15 protein-coding genes and 1 tRNA gene are annotated in these 16,850 nt (G+C 40.3%); 11 read left to right on the forward strand and 5 right to left on the reverse strand.

Going from position 1 to position 16,850, the window contains the following annotated elements:
- Window positions 1-32: 32 nt before the first annotated feature.
- Window positions 33-716, reverse strand: coding sequence for a response regulator transcription factor (locus tag H6G79_RS14185; protein WP_190589673.1), 684 nt, complete (start codon window positions 714-716; stop codon window positions 33-35).
- A 47-nt stretch (window positions 717-763) separates the two neighbouring features.
- Entirely contained in the window at window positions 764-1,870 is a 1,107-nt protein-coding gene (locus tag H6G79_RS14190) for a sensor histidine kinase KdpD (RefSeq protein ID WP_190589672.1), read from the reverse strand.
- A gap of 411 nt (window positions 1,871-2,281) precedes the next feature.
- Here H6G79_RS14190 and kdpA point away from each other — a divergent pair, with 411 nt between their 5' ends.
- From kdpA to H6G79_RS14235, 9 genes are all read left to right on the forward strand, one after another.
- Window positions 2,282-4,027, forward strand: a complete 1,746-nt coding sequence (gene kdpA / locus H6G79_RS14195; RefSeq protein ID WP_190589671.1) for a potassium-transporting ATPase subunit KdpA — start codon at window positions 2,282-2,284, stop codon at window positions 4,025-4,027.
- A 48-nt stretch (window positions 4,028-4,075) separates the two neighbouring features.
- Entirely contained in the window at window positions 4,076-6,208 is a 2,133-nt protein-coding gene (kdpB, locus tag H6G79_RS14200) for a potassium-transporting ATPase subunit KdpB (protein ID WP_190589670.1), read from the forward strand.
- A 327-nt stretch (window positions 6,209-6,535) separates the two neighbouring features.
- Window positions 6,536-6,739 (forward strand): potassium-transporting ATPase subunit F, encoded by a 204-nt coding sequence (locus H6G79_RS14205; RefSeq protein ID WP_242048371.1) that lies wholly within the window; start codon window positions 6,536-6,538, stop codon window positions 6,737-6,739.
- A complete protein-coding gene (gene kdpC, locus H6G79_RS14210) occupies window positions 6,739-7,383 on the forward strand; it encodes a K(+)-transporting ATPase subunit C (RefSeq protein ID WP_190589668.1) in 645 nt (214 codons plus the stop codon). The genes H6G79_RS14205 and kdpC overlap by 1 nt, the downstream gene beginning before the upstream one ends.
- A gap of 44 nt (window positions 7,384-7,427) precedes the next feature.
- Window positions 7,428-7,658, forward strand: a complete 231-nt coding sequence (locus tag H6G79_RS14215) for a hypothetical protein (protein WP_190589667.1) — start codon at window positions 7,428-7,430, stop codon at window positions 7,656-7,658.
- Window positions 7,659-7,721: 63 nt separating this feature from the next.
- A complete protein-coding gene (locus H6G79_RS14220; RefSeq protein ID WP_190589666.1) occupies window positions 7,722-9,182 on the forward strand; it encodes a hypothetical protein in 1,461 nt (486 codons plus the stop codon).
- A gap of 4 nt (window positions 9,183-9,186) precedes the next feature.
- Entirely contained in the window at window positions 9,187-9,438 is a 252-nt protein-coding gene (locus tag H6G79_RS14225; RefSeq protein WP_190589665.1) for a hypothetical protein, read from the forward strand.
- Window positions 9,439-9,787: 349 nt separating this feature from the next.
- Complete coding sequence (locus H6G79_RS14230; RefSeq protein WP_190589664.1) at window positions 9,788-10,120, forward strand: TrkA C-terminal domain-containing protein; 333 nt, start codon at window positions 9,788-9,790, stop codon at window positions 10,118-10,120.
- A 366-nt stretch (window positions 10,121-10,486) separates the two neighbouring features.
- Window positions 10,487-11,002: a pentapeptide repeat-containing protein gene (locus H6G79_RS14235; protein WP_190589663.1), complete on the forward strand. Its 516-nt coding sequence runs from the start codon at window positions 10,487-10,489 to the stop codon at window positions 11,000-11,002.
- A gap of 75 nt (window positions 11,003-11,077) precedes the next feature.
- On the opposite strand, the gene H6G79_RS14240 is transcribed toward H6G79_RS14235, so the two are convergent.
- Window positions 11,078-12,085: a ribonuclease T2 family protein gene (locus tag H6G79_RS14240; protein WP_190589662.1), complete on the reverse strand. Its 1,008-nt coding sequence runs from the start codon at window positions 12,083-12,085 to the stop codon at window positions 11,078-11,080.
- A 429-nt stretch (window positions 12,086-12,514) separates the two neighbouring features.
- Here H6G79_RS14240 and H6G79_RS14245 point away from each other — a divergent pair, with 429 nt between their 5' ends.
- Both H6G79_RS14245 and H6G79_RS14250 read left to right on the forward strand, forming a co-directional pair.
- A complete protein-coding gene (locus tag H6G79_RS14245) occupies window positions 12,515-14,461 on the forward strand; it encodes an APC family permease (RefSeq protein WP_190589661.1) in 1,947 nt (648 codons plus the stop codon).
- A 551-nt stretch (window positions 14,462-15,012) separates the two neighbouring features.
- Window positions 15,013-15,786, forward strand: coding sequence for a hypothetical protein (locus H6G79_RS14250; protein WP_190589660.1), 774 nt, complete (start codon window positions 15,013-15,015; stop codon window positions 15,784-15,786).
- A gap of 292 nt (window positions 15,787-16,078) precedes the next feature.
- Here the strand turns inward: H6G79_RS14250 and H6G79_RS14255 are convergent, their stop codons facing one another.
- The gene (locus H6G79_RS14255) at window positions 16,079-16,513 is read right to left on the reverse strand and encodes a SufE family protein (protein ID WP_190589659.1); all 435 of its coding nucleotides are present in this window, start codon (window positions 16,511-16,513) and stop codon (window positions 16,079-16,081) included.
- 131 nt (window positions 16,514-16,644) lie between these two features.
- Window positions 16,645-16,718: transfer RNA gene (locus H6G79_RS14260), tRNA-Met, on the reverse strand.
- Between the last annotated feature and the right edge of the window lie 132 nt (window positions 16,719-16,850).

Below are 16,850 nucleotides of genomic sequence, written 5' to 3' on the forward strand. Positions count from 1 at the left end.
GTATAACCAAATACCTTCCGTTGTGGATTTTGCTAATCATTCACAATGATGTCGCTTTTGATTAATCCTTTTTGTAAAGCCATCATCACAGCTTGAGTGCGATCGCTCGCCTCTAACTTTTGTAAAATAGCATGAATATGCACTCGCACTGTTCCTGGTGCAATATATAGTGCAGCTGCAATTTCTTGATTGGTTTTACCTGCTGCTAACAGCGATAAAATTTCTTGTTCGCGCCCAGTTAGGGGATTGGTAGGCTTTAAGATATTGTCTGTCTGGGGTGATGGTTCAGCCAAAACAGAAGAACGAATTTCTTTAGTTGCAGTTTCATCCCACCAAGAAGCGCCAGCCGCCACAGAACGCAATGCTAAAACTAATTTTTCCGCAGCAATGCCTTTAAGACAATAACCTTGAGCGCCTGCTTCAATTAACTTGAAAATTAAAGACTTTTGCGAGTGGGAAGTGAGAATTAAAATTGGCAATGCCGGATTTTGCTGCTTAATTTGTCTACAAGTTTCAATTCCACCAATTCCCGGTAAACCCACATCTAACAACACAATATCTAGAGGATGTTCTTTGACTAACTCAATAGCTGTTTCACCATCTTCAGTCTCAGCAATAATTTCTAACCCAGGTTCTTGCTGCAACCGTACTTGCAAACCTAAGCGAAAAAGCTCATCATCTTCAACTAACAAAATTTTGATGGGGGTAGAAGACATTTCACACAGGTAAAGGGAATAGATAAGACTTCGAGGTAGCCGTAACTTCAGCCGCTAGGCGCAAGATGTGGATAAACAGGTAGTTTAAAAGCAAACACAGCACCAGTCGGCACTTTGTTTTCTGCCCAGATTATACCCCCGTGGGCTTCAATAATTTGCCGAGATAAATAAAGCCCTAAACCTGAGCCTTTGGCTTGACGGGTGCTATGTCCTTGATAAAATCTTTCAAATAAGTGAGAAAACTGTTCTGGTTGAATACCCGCACCCGTATCTAAAATTTTCACGACTTGATAAGAAGTTTGGGGTTCTAAAAAAACTTCCACCTTCCCACCACGGCGGGAATGATTAATAGCATTGACTAACAGATTATTAAACACACGATGCAGTTGCAACGCATCACCATACACCCACAATGATTGTCGCCAATTAGAATCACCATAACCGACCGACAGATGAACACGACGATTTGCCGCTAATTCCATCAAATCACCAGCCGCCTCCTCTGCCAAGATAGTTAAATCCACTGGTGCTAAGTCCAGTTTTAAACCTTCGGTATCGTTGCGATAAACATCTAAAAGCGTTTCTACCAATTGTAAGGAAGTTTGATGACTGCGTGCCATTGTTGATAAAACTTGTTGCTGCATTGGTACAACTGGGCCGAATTTTTCTTGTTGAAAAGCTTTGATAGTTTCAATTGCTCCTAACAACGGTGTTTTTAAATCATGAGTCAGCGTCGAAGCAAAATCTTCTCGTACCTTCACCAATTCCGCTTGCGATTCTAACTTGGCGCGAGTGAGAGCGATCGCCTCTTGAGAACGACGCAGGCGATCGCTTAAAATACCAGTCACAATCAAAGCCATCACTGCAATTAAGCGACTAGCGACCGTGGAGACTTTCACTAATTCATTTCCAGGTACAACCAAATTCAACAACGTCAAACACACCGCCACTACAGTTGCTAAAAAAGTTGCCCTGCCGCCAAACCAATAGTTTGTTAATAAAATTGCGCCTGTATAAAGATATCCAAATACATATTCTGTTGGTGTTTTAAACTCCATCACCATCACACCAACAAATAGACACAATATAATAATAAATCTGCCTAATTTATAGCCTTGACTATTCTTTTGAGCTACAAATTTATCTGCGTTCATCAGCGTTCATCCTCTGATATCGGCGGTTAATTCCTTGTTCCCGTACCCTCAACTGTGAGCATGGATATATTCAATATAGTACTAACGCAATAACTCTCTAAAACTCTTATAACTTCGTGTCCTTTGCGTCCTTTGCGGTTCGTTTTTTCTTAATTTTGCGTAAGTACTACAATATATATTCTTGATTAATACCTCATGACAATAGTTTATCTTCTCTGCGCTCTCTGCGTCTTGGCGGTTCGTTTATCATAAATTAACAGCGTTTAGAAACCAACTAAACGCTAGATATAGAAAAAAATAAACGCTGTATAAGTATAAATTTATATCCTCCATCCCTTGTTTTTCCCTCATAAAAAATCGATGATCTAAATTAATTCAATTAATTACAAATTGTCTAAATAATTAATATTTATGCTCCAAGGATGGATTCAAATTGGACTAACGCTACTGATTGTAGTAGCCATAACTCCATTTTTTGGGCGATATATGGCGCGTGTTTATCAAGAGCGCAGCACATTTCTCGACCCAATTTTAAACCCAATTGAACGCATACTTTACTCTTTAGTTGGCGTTCAGACTAAAGCAGAAATGACAGGCTGGCAATATGCCAGAGCCATTCTCTACAGCAATATCGTCATGGGTTTGCTGATATTCTTTATTCTCATGAATCAAGGATGGCTACCCTTTAACCCAACAAAAATCCCGGCACCAACTTGGGATACAGCCCTACACACAACAATTTCTTTTATTACTAACACTAACCAACAGCATTATTCTGGTGAAACATATTTGAGTTACGCCAGTCAAATGTGGGGGCTTGGTTATCACATGTTTACCTCAGCCGCCACGGGTTTAGCAGTGGGAATTGCCTTTATTCGTGGGTTAACAGGTAGACCATTAGGTAACTTTTATGTAGATTTAATTCGCTCAATTACGCGAATTTTATTACCTATTTGTATTGTTGGTGGAATTGCATTGATGGCGGCTGGTGTTCCCGAAACCTTAGCAGGGCCAGTTGTATTCCCCACCTTAGAAGATTCTAGTGTAAGTCAGGCGATCGCTCTCGGCCCCGTTGCCCATTTTGAAATCATCAAACAACTCGGAGAAAACGGCGGCGGCTTTTTTGCCATCAACTCAGCCCATCCCTTTGAAAATCCCAACGGATTTTCTAACTTAATTCAAATTGTGGCGATGTTATCAATTCCCACATCGTTAATTTATACCTATGGCTTGTTTGCCAATAACACCAAACAAGCCTGGTTAGTCTACGGGATGGTGGGCGTAATTTACATCGTATTTATTATCATCACAGCCATTGGTGAATATAACGGCAACCCCGCAGTCAACGCACTGTTGGGTAGCACCCAACCCAACCTCGAAGGTAAAGAAGTCCGCTTTGGCTGGGCGCAATCAGCCTTATTTGCCGTCAGTACCACCGGAACCATGTGCGGCGCAGTCAACAGTTTACACGACTCCTTTATGCCAAACGGTGGTTTTGTCACCCTCTCCAATATGTTTTTGCAAATCATTTGGGGTGGACAAGGTACAGGTACAGCTTATTTATTTGCCTACCTCATCTTGGCAGTATTCGTCACAGGCTTAATGGTAGGACGCACACCAGAATTTCTCGGACGCAAAATCGAAAAGCGCGAGGTAGTACTAGCGAGTTTCTTGATTCTCCTAGTTCACCCCATCTCCATTATGATTCCTGCTGGTATTGCTTTAGCCTTCCCCGACCAACTAGCAGGAATCAGCAACCCTGGCTTTCATGGCTTTGCCCAAGTCCTTTATGAATATGCTTCGGCTGCGGCTAACAACGGTTCAGGCTTTGAAGGCTTAGGCGACTCCCAACCATCACCCATCGCCATTGCAGCAGGCGCAAAAACCACAGCAACCGCCCTCTGGTGGAACCTCAGCACTTGCTTCAGCCTCCTCGCCGGACGCTATATTCCCATCATCGGCTTACTCTTACTCGCCGATAGTATGTCTCGCAAACCCCAAGTCCCCTTCACCGTTGGCACATTACGCACCGACACAGGACTGTTTACAGGCGTAACCGCAGGCGTAATTTTAATTCTCGGCGCACTCACATTCTTTCCCGTCCTCGCCTTCGGCCCCATCGGTGAAGCCTTCTGGATAGCCAAAGGTATCGGCTAAAAACTCTCCGCGCCTCTGCGTCTCTGCGTGAAAACATTCACTCTCTCTATGAAAACCAACACAACACCTCGTCTACCTCAAGGAACCCGTGACTCGCGCAAACATACCCCTAAATCAGATATGCGGGGACTCTACCAAAGAGCAATTAAAGAGTCATTTGTCAAACTCCACCCCAAAATAGCTGTTCGTAACCCAGTCATGTTTATCGTCTGGGTAGGAACAATTGTTACCTTTCTCGTTACCCTCGACCCCAATTTATTCGGCACAATTCAAGCAGATGTTAATCAACAACGCTTATTAAACGGTTTAATTACACTTATTCTGTTCTTCACCGTTGTCTTTGCCAACTTTGCCGAAGCCGTAGCCGAAGGACGCGGTAAAGCCCAGGCTGATTCCTTGCGCTCCACCCGTTCTGATACCGTTGCGAGTAAAATTCTTCCTGATGGTTCAATTCAAACAGTTAATTCTACAGAACTGCGACGTGGTGATTTAGTCAAAGTCGTAGCTAATAACATGATTCCCGCCGATGGCGAAGTGATTCAAGGTCTTGGTTCTGTAGATGAGTCAGCCATCACCGGAGAATCAGCCCCAGTACTCAAACAACCAGGTACAGACATTGCCAGTTCAGTTACAGGCGGTACGCGCTTGCTTTCTGATGAATTAACAATTCGGATTACTGCTGATCCTGGTAAGGGTTTTATTGACCGCATGATTGCCTTGGTGGAAGGCGCAGAACGCACCAAAACACCCAACGAAATTGCCTTAACAGTATTGTTAGCAGTATTAACCCAAGTCTTTTTAATTGTGGTGGCAACAATGCCGCCCTTTGTTAACTTTATTGCTAACTTTATCAGTACCATATTTGGGGCGGAAGCCGGTAACAGCTTACGGGCTGGTGCGAGTGTGGCGATTTTGATTTCATTATTAGTTGCTTTGATACCAACAACCATCGGTGGTTTACTCAGTGCGATCGGCATTGCAGGGATGGATAGAGTAGCGCAATTTAACGTGATTGCCACCTCTGGACGTGCCGTCGAAGCCTGTGGTGATATCAATACCCTAGTGCTAGATAAAACAGGTACAATCACCTTGGGCAACCGGATGGCGGATGAGTTTATCCCTGTTAACAGTTACACCATTGAAGATGTTGCCAGAGTTGCCCATGCTGCCAGTGTATTTGATGAAACACCAGAAGGGAGATCAATTGTCAAACTGGCAGATACTTATCGAGTGGGTGTAGATTTCGATATCAACCAAGCAGAAGGTGTAGAATTTTCTGCCAAAACCCGGATGAGTGGGACAAATCTCCCCAACGGTAAGCAAGTCCGTAAAGGGGCGGTAGATGCCATTAAAAGCTTTGTTCGCTCTCGTGGAGGTCATATTGCTAGTGATGTTGATGCAGCTTATGAGCGAGTTTCGCGGTTAGGCGGTACACCCTTAGCCGTTTGTCAAGATGACCAAATTTTTGGGGTTATCTATCTCAAAGATATTGTCAAACCCGGTTTGCGTGAAAGATTTGACCAACTCCGGCGGATGGGTGTCAAGACAATTATGCTCACAGGTGATAACCGCATTACGGCTGGTGTGATTGCTCAAGAAGCAGGCGTTGATGATTTTATCGCTGAAGCCACACCAGAAGACAAAATTGGTGTAATTCGCGCCGAACAATCTCAAGGTAAGTTAGTAGCAATGACTGGAGATGGTACTAATGATGCACCCGCATTAGCTCAAGCCAACGTGGGTTTAGCCATGAACTCTGGGACACAAGCTGCAAAAGAAGCCGCCAACATGGTGGATTTAGATTCTGACCCCACCAAGTTAATTGATTTGGTAACTATTGGTAAACAGTTATTAATTACCCGTGGGGCGTTAACTACTTTTTCTATTGCCAATGATATTGCTAAGTATTTCGCCATTATTCCCACTATCTTTGCGGCGGCGGGAATTGGCGCACTCAACATTATGGGATTGAAAAGCGCCCAATCTGCAATTATCTCAGCCCTAATTTACAACGCTCTGATTATTCCCGCACTGATTCCTTTAGCACTAACGGGAGTCAAATTCCGTCCCCTGACAGCAGATCAATTATTAAGACGCAACATTTTCATTTATGGTTTGGGTGGAATTGTTGCACCTTTTATTGCCATCAAATTAATTGATGTCATCCTACCTTTGTCTTGATCAGAGGGAGTAGGGAGTGGAGAGTAGGGAATGTGATGTTTATGTATAGCATTTCCTCGTCTGTTGAGAGACCATTTATAGCAATCATAAATCATTTGTGAAACTTTCTCTCTTCTTTTTATTCTCTTTCTTTGTGTCCTTTGCGTCCTTTGCGGTTCGTTTCCATATCTATGTTTTTCACGACTCCTACACGGATTGCTATATCTATTTCCATCTGCTTCCATCTTTCTTGTACATCACCATCATAAGAACCACTATATTTTTGAGTGGAATAGTTGTATGAAATCTTTTCGTTTACCTCAAATATTGACAGAAATAATTGATTTTATGGCTGATTACCGCATTCCAAGATTACCTTTATATATCTTTTTGGGAATGTGTTTAAACATCGTGGTTGCGCCTGTTGTTTATGCTGCCACCGGAGAAAGTTTTTCCCATGTTCAAGCTTGGTCATTAGGTCTGTTAGGGCTAGTAACTTTGGGTCTTTCTACTTATTTATTTTTTGTTATGTTTGTCCCGGAGAAATTCTAATGAGTTTTGCACGCGAAGTTAACCGAGCCATTCGTTCTACTTTAGTTCTTTGGGTAATTGGCGCTATTATCTATCCCTTGGCGATGATTGGTATTGGACAGATTATTTTGCCATTTCAAGTCAATGGTAGTCTGATTAAAAATAGCCAAGGTCAAGTAATTGGCTCTAGTTTAATTGGTCAACCTTTCACTTCTGAAAAATATTTTAATAGTCGTCCTAGTACCACCAGTTACAGTACTGCTGACCCGAAAAAAGATGATGCTGGAGTATTAAAAACTGGGGTTTCTGGAGCGAGTAATTTAGCACCAAGTAATTCAGCATTGATTGAACGTATCAAAGGTAAAGATGATCCCGACCCCAGCAAACGTGTTGAAGGTGATTTAAATCGGTTAAAAAAAGCAGGTATTCAACCTACTGCCGATTTAGTTTACACTTCTGGTTCTAGCCTCGACCCCCACATTACCCCAGAAGCTGCCAAAGCACAAGTTAACCGTGTAGCCAAAGCGCGAGGACTACAACCCCAACAGTTAGAAACTTTGATTGCTCAAAATACCGATGGTCGCTTTTTGGGGATTTTTGGTGAACCAGGAGTTAATGTTTTGCAATTAAATTTAGCTTTGGATGCGTTAAAATCTGCAAGTTAGTTATGATTTTCTGCCCGAAACTTTTCCTGTTCACACCCGAAAAAATGAAGTTAATTATCTGCTTGAGCTTTGTTGCGTGGATGGTAATAATATCTAGTTATTCCTGGTTAATGCTAGGAATAAAATATCAATACTTTTCCCGATTAGCAGATATTAACTTAATCCCAGATACCCCAGAAACAAAACTTCTGCAACGAGAACGGGGTGGTATTCGACGGGTAAGAAATCAAGAGATTGCTAATAAAATGAATGCTAGTTTGAGCAAATTAGTATAAGTTACTGTTTGCAGTTGATTTTATGTTGCGATCGCACCTCTATTTAGTCAAGCAAAGATATTTATGAAACAGAAAGAAACTATCTTCGTTATTCCTACTCACCGCCTCAGAGATGTAGCCGAAACTATTGAAAAATATGATGAAAATTTCTGGGCTAATGGTCACGCAGTCAAAATGATCGTTTTTGATGATTCCAGTATTGCCAATTACGAAAAATATTATCCCCTTCTTGAACAAACAAAAACCGTCAATGATGTTTTTTATGTCGGCCCCCACGAAAAAGAAAAGTTTATTAATTTTTTAAACGAGAGACTACACGATAAAAAACTAGAATCGCTTGTCAAAAATTTATTTCGGCCTAGTTATGGTGGAAATCGTAACTTTACACTCATGTATACCCTGGGACATTTAATGGTTAGTGCCGATGATGATATGCGCCCAGATGCACTGATTGAAACTAGCCCAGAGTCTTTATCAAATGATGAAATATGTCGAGGTAAACTCATCAAAGCTGAACAGAAAGATGGCTATATTCATAAATCTTTTGATATCCTCACAGCTTTTGGTGATGTTCTAGGGAAAAAAGTCAGTCATGTCCCCGAAAACTTTGAGATGGGAGAATATTTGATTGATACAGCAATGGATTTAGAAACCAACACCACAAAAGGTTACTTTACTGAAAACTCTCTTTTAGTCCAAAAGGGAACAGTTTTTAATAATGCTGTTGTTAAAATTGCCCAGACATTCCGTACTGGCACTAATGATATTGATACACTTGATTTTGTTCATCTGTATCTCAATGACGAAAATCAAATTAGTCCCAATGACCTGAATGATTTTTATATTTTGACTAATTTTAGACCTGTGATTACTAATAAAAACTGGCGGATGGATTGTGGCGTAGCTGGATATGATAATCAGCTAGGTTTACCGCCATTTTTCCCAACCCGATTAAGGTTTGAAGATTACATATATCGGTTGTGGATACAGCAAGAAGGTATTGTCGCGGCTCACGTTGATGCTGTTCAGAACCATATTCGGAATAATTACATGCGAAATCCACTCGCTAGTGAAATATTCAATGAAGAAATATGCAGTCTACTCAAAAAGAAAATTAAAGATAGCTTATATCATCTTGATGATTTGAGTATCAAATTTGACTATTCTGGTGAAGTGACTTTACTAGATTCTGAGGAAATTCTGGAAAAAATTTCTGCTATTTATCATCAAGTGATCAAAGAATCGCAATCTACTCAAAATGAAGAAAGAAAACAGTCTCTACAATTATTTGCTAATAACTTATCAAGAGTATTTTATGGGTTTGAGCCGGATTTCTTTCAACAAAATGTCTCCCGTATTGTGGATGATGTAATTAGTCAATTTCATGCTTCTTTAGAAATTTGGCCTACTTTGGTGGAAATCTGTTACTTGTATAAAGATAAAAAGAACCTACCGCAAGTTCGGGTAAAAAACAATAAACTGAAATCCAGAAATGGTTCGAGATTTGGTGAAGTTTTAGTCTAAATATATGCCAGAATATCATCAGCCAGAGAAAAATAATTTTCTTTATCCTTGCACTCGCTACTACGGAAAAGTCAAACCAGAAAATTTGGTTTTTCATAGCAATCTACAAGAATTTGCTCAAAAAGTGGGTTACATAGCTGGATTAGAAACAGGTGGAAAGCTATCTTTAGAAGAAGCATACGAACAGATTACTAAGCTTTGGCAACAATTACAATACAGCAAGCAAGAATTGGGTGTTGGTGCAGATTTACCCTAAATATTTAGGTTGATGTTAGTAGGAATTACCTAAATATTTTATTGCTAAAGATTGCATATTTGCATAAGAATTTATCAGTCAGAAGTCAGAATCCAGAATGAGGTGAATCAAGGTTGTAATAGACAGAACTTTTCATTGTCTATAACCATGATTCATCAACTGCGATCGCTTCTGACTTTTGTATTTTAAATACTTACATCAAGGTCATTATAAAATAAACAGATGTTTAGTTATAACTAAACATCTGTTTATTTTATTCATAACGTTTAATTTTCAGGAATATATATCCTTATATCTAGATTTTTGATTTAAAAAAATGCAGAATAATATCTAGAATTAAAAATACTTTATGCTTGAAAATCAAAGTTTTATCGAACCTAGTTTATTTGGTGTTTACATTCAATCAAATAGTATTTACTGTGGGATTCATTTAGCTAAGGTTACTTTACCTGATCAATGTACTTTTCTCGGTATTTTAAGGGCAGGTCAAATCATTCCTCTACAATCTAATCCAGAGATTTATGCTGGAGATTATATTCTAGCGATCGCACTTAATCCAATGATGGTTCCCGCACTCAAAGTTACTCTCAAAAAAATCCATTCTGTTTACTATTCTCTCAGCAACTGCTTGCTAGAAGCCCGACCACATTACATTAGTAATTACTCTCGTGATTTTAATTAAATCTCTATTTTTGAATAATGTAATGTGAAGCTAAAAAAATAACAATGTGTAGATAAAAGCATGTCTTTTTTAATAGTGTGTTTAGCATCTGCTTTTTTAGTTGCAGCTTTGGCATTTTTGGTATTTATCGTTTTAGAGCTTTGTCTAATTGTCCAAAAGAGAATTAAAAAAATCAGAGTAAATCAAATTCCGAAATGTCCTTGTTACCATTGTCGTTTCTTTGATGCAAACCCTTACATTAAATGTGTGGTTAATCCTTCGCTGGTTTTAACAAAGAAAGCTTTTAACTGCTTAGATTACCAATCTAAATAAATTATTGTAGCTATTTTTATAAGTTCTTTTATTGGATTGGAGAATATGATTATTATGTTGAGATTTATCTGGATTATCAGTTGTTTAACAATCACTTCATTAGTGAGCCAAGATAATAATTTAATTTGGCAAAATCCAGTGAAAAAGCTACAAGCAACCAGAAAATGTCTTAGCTGTGACTTATCAGGGTTAAATTTATCAGGTGCTAATTTAGAAAAAGTTGATTTGCGTTCGGCAGATTTGCAAAGAACAAACCTCAGTCATGCTAATCTACGCTATGCCAATCTAGAGTGGGCAGATTTACGCAATGCAAATTTACAAGGAGCCGATTTAACAGGGGCAAACCTCAGCATAGCCTCTTTAGGTGGAGCTAATTTGCAAGGAGCTAATCTTGAAGCCTCAAATTTGAAAATGGCTAGTCTCAGAAGTAGTAATCTTAGTAATGCTAATCTTGCCAAAGCAGCAATTAATCAGGATTTACAAAACAGTAATTCAGTGATTTTATGCAAAACAACATTACCCAATGGAGTTACATCACGGCGCTGTAATAGTCAGTTGAATCAAGACTAAAATAATAAGGCGATCGCACCTACTAAATTTGGCTGCGATCGCCTCATTATTTTATACTTAACCCAACGACTTTAATTAACTACGTGCATCATCAATTAAGCAAGCCTGAAACTTTTCTTGCTTGGCTTTTGGGCTATTGATTAGCAAGTCACTAATTAAAGTGTTAGGTGTAATATCACCTCTGAGGTTAAGCCACAGTTCACCTAATACAGCATTGGTGCATTTAACCTCTGTCTTATCTCCAGCATCAGCAACAAGAGATGACAAGGCTTGATCGATTTCCTTGAGAGTAAGTTGGCGACCAATATTACTCGCTACTAATGCTTGAATTGGTGATTTGTTTAAGACATCAAGCAAAGCAATGGCTTCAGTGAAATATTCCTCTGCTGTGCTTTGATAGCAAGTACCATGCTTAATCCATTCATGTCTTTGCAAGTTAGAAGCGGTTCCTGGCATTACTGCTTGTAGCTTTGTCCAAGTTTCTGGTGAAAGTTCTTTCTCTACAGCTGGCAACTTTGACCAATCACTAGTTTTATCAAAATTGATATCACTTTGACTGACTCCACAGTAAATATTAGATGCTGGCTGAGGCCACAAACCATGTAAAACGAAGTGAGTAGCTTCGGGACGGTCTGGGTGTTGTGCTAAATTTTTACACTCAGCTTTGTCGGGTTTGCTTTCACAAAAAGCAGGTTGCCAACTTACTGCTAGTAAATAGTCATTACCCACAGCTACAGGAATTACAGGAGGGATGTTTCCTGTGGTATCAGTAGATACACCATTAGAACTAACGCAACTAATAGCAACCCAACGCTGAGAAGGGCTGGCACCAGCAATTTCCAGCAGGTAGTGAGTCGGGTTATCCTTATTTTGATCAACGATTTGATAAGTTTGTCCCGGCTGTAATCTGACATCACCAGGGTTTGTGCCTTTTTTAATCGAGCTTACGGCTTCACAAGCATCAACAGCAGTGGTGAATTGACCTGCTGAGGAACTTACAGCTAGAGCCGGAGAAGACCATAAAAGACACGAAAATGCTAACAAAACTACTAACGCCAGCGTTTGTTTGAGCGATCGCAGCATAGAATACTCCTTATATCCATACCTAAATATTCATAGGCGCAAAATGTTTTTCCTGATTTTAGTTAGTAATACGCTTGTAGTATTAATTGTCTCTAAAATCGGCTCCATTATAAGCGCATACAAAGAAAATCTATAAGTGGTAATACTTAAATTAAAATAAAATCATTAACTCTATATATAGTGTTGAGTTGCTGGATTAGATGACAAATTCAAGATTTTAGAGTCTTATTACTGTGTAAAAATATTAGCCACGATTACTTGTTCTTGATTGTGCATCTGAGTTAATCTGGCTAACTTATTTCTGGAAATTCCTAATGTAAAAACTTGTTGTTCTTTAGTCCTTGAGTGTATTTGTAGTTCAAAATTTTGAATAAAACTTCTAAACTTCAGGAACTCAAACCCGCGACTTTTGTAACAAAATTCAATTTGATGGTTAAATCAATGTTTTCAACAAAACGGCTCAATAGACGGTTTATGCGTTGGCTACTGGCAGAAAACCGCCGAGAGAAGGAAGGGCCTTACCATAAAGAAGAAGCACACCGCCAGCATCCTTGGTGGCAGGTTATGTGCTTGACGGGTGTAGACTATTTTTCTACCCTTGGTTATCAACCGGGAATTGCTGCCTTAGCGGCTGGTGCGCTTTCTCCTATTGCTACCTTCATTTTAGTTTTATTGACACTTTTTGGTGCATTGCCAATTTACCGCCGCATTGCGGCTAAAAGCCCACATGGTGAAGGTTCGATTGCGATGTTGGAGCATTTATTGTCTTGGTGGCAAGGCAAATTACTGGTATTGTGTCTACTTGGCTTTGTGGCAACCGACTTTATTATTACTATTACTCTGTCGGCGGCTGATGCCACAGCCCATATCATCGAAAATCCCCTGACACCAAGTCTGCTGCACAGTCAAGGTATTGCTATTACACTCATATTAGTTGCTTTACTGGGTGCAGTTTTCTTGAGAGGTTTTAAAGAAGCAATTGGGATTGCAGTATTTTTAGTGGCAGTTTATCTGCTGTTGAATTTGATTGTAATTGGCATTGGTTTATATCAGATAGTAATTCACCCAGGTGCGATCGCCAATTGGCAAACGGCACTTTTCGCGCGAAATAACAATTTCTTTGTCCTCATCGGCTTGGCTGTCTTGTTATTTCCTCGCTTGGCTTTGGGTTTATCTGGATTTGAAACTGGTGTTACCGTGATGCCCTTAGTTCAAGGTGGTAGTAACGATACCCCAGAAATGCCCAGAGGCAGAATCCGTAATACCCGCAAGCTACTAACGGCTGCGGCGGTAATTATGAGCTTCTTTTTGCTCACCAGCAGTCTTGTCACTACAGTTTTAATTCCAGCCGCAGAATTTGCCACAGGCGGAAAAGCCAATGGACGCGCCCTGGCTTATCTGGCACATCTTTATTTAGGCAATGGCTTTGGTACAATTTACGATTTAAGCACTATTTCTATTCTGTGGTTTGCTGGGGCATCAGCAATGGCAGGACTACTAAATATTGTGCCACGTTACTTACCACGCTATGGAATGGCACCGAGTTGGGCGTTATTGAATCGCCCACTTGTATTAGTATATACAAGCATTGCCTTTGTAGTTACAATTATTTTCCAAGCTAATGTCGAAGCGCAGGGTGGTGCTTATGCTACAGGTGTGTTGGTATTAATTAGCTCTGCTGCCTTTGCTGTGACTTTATCAGCCCACCGGCACAATTCCAGACAGGGGCGAATTGTTTTTGCTTTGATTACCCTGGTCTTTATCTATACAACAATTGTCAATATCATTGAGCGACCAGAAGGGATTAAAATTGCGGCGTTCTTCATTGGTACAATCATTGTAACTTCCCTGGTTTCCCGTGTTTGGCGCTCAACGGAACTGCGAGTAGAACAAATAGAAGTTGATGAAAATGCCCGTGAATTTATTGCCGAAGAAAGTCAAGGCGCAATTAGAATCATTGCTAATCGCTTAAATGTAGGCAATGAACAAGAATATTTATTAAAAGAAAAAGAGGTACGGGAAGACAACCACATTCCGCCGACAGATCCGGTGCTGTTTTTAGAGATTTTGGTATCTGATGCGTCAGATTTTACTGATGTGATTAGAGTCAAAGGCGTAAAAGTTGGGGATTATCGAATTTTACGGGCGGAAAGTGCCGCAGTTCCAAATGCGATCGCTGCTTTGTTGCTTTATATTCGTGACCAAACTGGTAAAATACCTCACGCCTACTTTGGTTGGGTAGAAGGAAATCCCATCCAGTACTTACTAAGGTTTATCTTGTTTGGTGAAGGTGACATTGCTGTAGTTACCCGTGAAGTTCTACGTCGCGCTGAAAAAAATTCCCACAGGCGACCGGGGATTCATGTTGGTGGGTAATATTATGAACAGCAGGGACAAGGGAGACAAGGAAGATAAGGGAGACAAGGGAGATAACCCGGATTTCTCACCACACCTTTCAAAGCCTGTGCAGGGGAGCAGGGGAGCAGGGGAGCAGGGGAGAATGAAGGTACTCTCTCCCCTGCCCTTCCGCACCTCTGCCCCTCTGCCCCATCAAACGCCTGAAGCTTGTGAGAAATGCGGGATAAGTAGATGTGCAGTTAGTCAAACTATCACATAGATTCTGGTTAATATTCAGCCATAACAGTGATATGTGGCTGATGCGGTAAGACGAAAATCAAGGGTTTCAGCGTGTAGGGGTGTATGTCTGCAAAACCCTTACACCCCATACCCTAAAACCCGAAACCCAGTCTCCCCAGACAATCCTTGTGCATAATTCCTACGATAGTTTGACGGGAGTAAGAAATTTTTTCTAGTACTAATACTTATAGATACAAAATGTGCAAATAGTTAAACCAGCACAATCATTTTGTCTAACCGTCTAGCCACCGCCATGATGAAGATGATAGTTTCAGTGGAGACAGGGCAAGATGTATATTAATCTTTTTATCAGTTCTATCTTAGGAATTTTCACTACATTACTGTTAGCATTTGGCGTGTTGCAATGGTTTCATATCCCTGCTGGTAACTTTCTTGATTGGATAATTGGCGGTGCAAGTTTTTGGTGGTTGTTAGTAATTGTAACTGTCCCTTGGAATGTCCATTTTCAAGCTAAAGAAGTTTTAGCAGAAGCAGCACAATCTTCTGAAAAAGGCATTCCTGTAGATGAAAAACAAATCAAATATGTGCAATTATTAGCCAAGCGATCGCTGTGGCTGGCTATTGCTTTACATATATTTTCTGCCATTGGACTTTACATTCTCGCCGCCACGGGAATTAGTGCGGTAGGTTATATCAGTTCCGGTGCAGCTTTATTATTAACAATTTTGCGTCCCGCTATTCGCGCTTACGAATATTTATATGCAAGGCTAACTATGATTAGCCAAGAATGGAAATATCCCCGCGAAGATATTTATGAACTGCGTAATCGTTTCTCGGAATTAGAACAAAAAGTCCAATATATACAAGAACAACTCAACCCAGAAGAATCATATTCTTTACCAGCTACCCAACAGCGTTTTGCTGACGAAACTCGCAAAGAACTGTCCCGAATTTTAGCGAATTTAGAAGAATTACGCGCCACAAATCAAACAGAACATGAACGTTTAGCCAGAGAAGCCAGAAATGCGATCGCGCAACTTTCCACTGATGGACAATTTCTCGATCACGTCCGCGAAATTATCCGCTTTTTCAAAACAGCTTAGTTAACAAGACAGTTGAGATGGGTGTCAGGGTTTAAGGGTGTAAGGGCTTTGAATACATATAACCCTTACTTCAAAACCAGTGGTCTGTCCCCTTAAATATAATGGGGGTTTGTAGTTGCGATTTATCTCTTAAATTAAGGGCTAAAGACCAACTACAAACTTTAAAATTAATGCGACAGACCACTAAGTTTCTTTCATCAATATTATTTCTACTCCCTATTCGCTACTCCCTACTCCCACCCCCAATTACTATCTTTGACTACAACTTAGTATCAGCACTCAGTACTTTTTCTTATTGCTCTAACTTACATTCCAATGCCTTCTTTTGCATGGTTTTAAATATGTTGTAAAAACCGTTAGCGCGGGAAGGTGTCAAACTCACATTTAAACCAGTTTCTTGAATAAAATCTGGTGTTAATTGGACAATTTCTGTAGGACTTAGCCCGTTTAATCCTTCAATTAACAGCGCCACTAGCCCCTTAGTTAACTGAGAATCAGATTCTCCTTGAAATACCACTTTTCCATCATTTAAGGCGGCGGTAACATACACCTGAGACACACAACCAGGAACTTTATTTTCTGGTACTTTATCAGCTTCGGGAAACTCTGGAAGTTTTTGGGCATACCAGATCAGTTGTTCATAACGCCGCTTCGGATCAGATGCACGTTGAAAGCGTTGGACGATTTTAGCCAAAGCAGGTGGTAAAGAATCTAAACTAGAAGACATAACAGAAGCTGTAAATAATTCGGTCTCACCTTGAGTTTAAATTATCTGGTGGGCGATCGCGTTCACTATGAGCAAGTTAATCACTCAACTCTGTAAACCAGAGATTCTGAGTTAGATATCTACTTTTTAAATGGCTCAGGTCGGATTTGAACCAACGACCCCAGGCTTATGAGTCCCGTGCTCTAACCAACTGAGCTACTGAGCCAAACAGTTCCACATTAATTCTTAATATAGCATACACAGTTGTTGATGGCTAGTCTGTTAGGCAATTAATTTCCATCCACAAGCTACTTTAGCAGTTCACCCATCCAAGCAAAAGAGGGATAAAAACTCCCTC

This window comes from Anabaena sp. FACHB-83, from assembly GCF_014697485.1.
Lineage (GTDB): Bacteria > Cyanobacteriota > Cyanobacteriia > Cyanobacteriales > Nostocaceae > Nostoc_B.

Coding starts and splice junctions, on each gene's coding strand:
- H6G79_RS14230 (WP_190589664.1), top strand. CDS start 9,788: ATGCTTGAAAATCAAAGTTTTATCGAACCTAGTTTATTTGGTGTTTAC.
- H6G79_RS14220 (WP_190589666.1), top strand. CDS start 7,722: ATGAAACAGAAAGAAACTATCTTCGTTATTCCTACTCACCGCCTCAGA.
- kdpA (WP_190589671.1), top strand. CDS start 2,282: ATGCTCCAAGGATGGATTCAAATTGGACTAACGCTACTGATTGTAGTA.
- H6G79_RS14190 (WP_190589672.1), bottom strand. CDS start 1,870: ATGAACGCAGATAAATTTGTAGCTCAAAAGAATAGTCAAGGCTATAAA.
- H6G79_RS14250 (WP_190589660.1), top strand. CDS start 15,013: ATGTATATTAATCTTTTTATCAGTTCTATCTTAGGAATTTTCACTACA.
- H6G79_RS14205 (WP_242048371.1), top strand. CDS start 6,536: ATGGCTGATTACCGCATTCCAAGATTACCTTTATATATCTTTTTGGGA.
- kdpB (WP_190589670.1), top strand. CDS start 4,076: ATGAAAACCAACACAACACCTCGTCTACCTCAAGGAACCCGTGACTCG.
- H6G79_RS14255 (WP_190589659.1), bottom strand. CDS start 16,513: ATGTCTTCTAGTTTAGATTCTTTACCACCTGCTTTGGCTAAAATCGTC.
- H6G79_RS14215 (WP_190589667.1), top strand. CDS start 7,428: ATGAAGTTAATTATCTGCTTGAGCTTTGTTGCGTGGATGGTAATAATA.
- H6G79_RS14185 (WP_190589673.1), bottom strand. CDS start 716: ATGTCTTCTACCCCCATCAAAATTTTGTTAGTTGAAGATGATGAGCTT.
- kdpC (WP_190589668.1), top strand. CDS start 6,739: ATGAGTTTTGCACGCGAAGTTAACCGAGCCATTCGTTCTACTTTAGTT.
- H6G79_RS14235 (WP_190589663.1), top strand. CDS start 10,487: ATGTTGAGATTTATCTGGATTATCAGTTGTTTAACAATCACTTCATTA.
- H6G79_RS14245 (WP_190589661.1), top strand. CDS start 12,515: ATGGTTAAATCAATGTTTTCAACAAAACGGCTCAATAGACGGTTTATG.
- H6G79_RS14240 (WP_190589662.1), bottom strand. CDS start 12,085: ATGCTGCGATCGCTCAAACAAACGCTGGCGTTAGTAGTTTTGTTAGCA.
- H6G79_RS14225 (WP_190589665.1), top strand. CDS start 9,187: ATGCCAGAATATCATCAGCCAGAGAAAAATAATTTTCTTTATCCTTGC.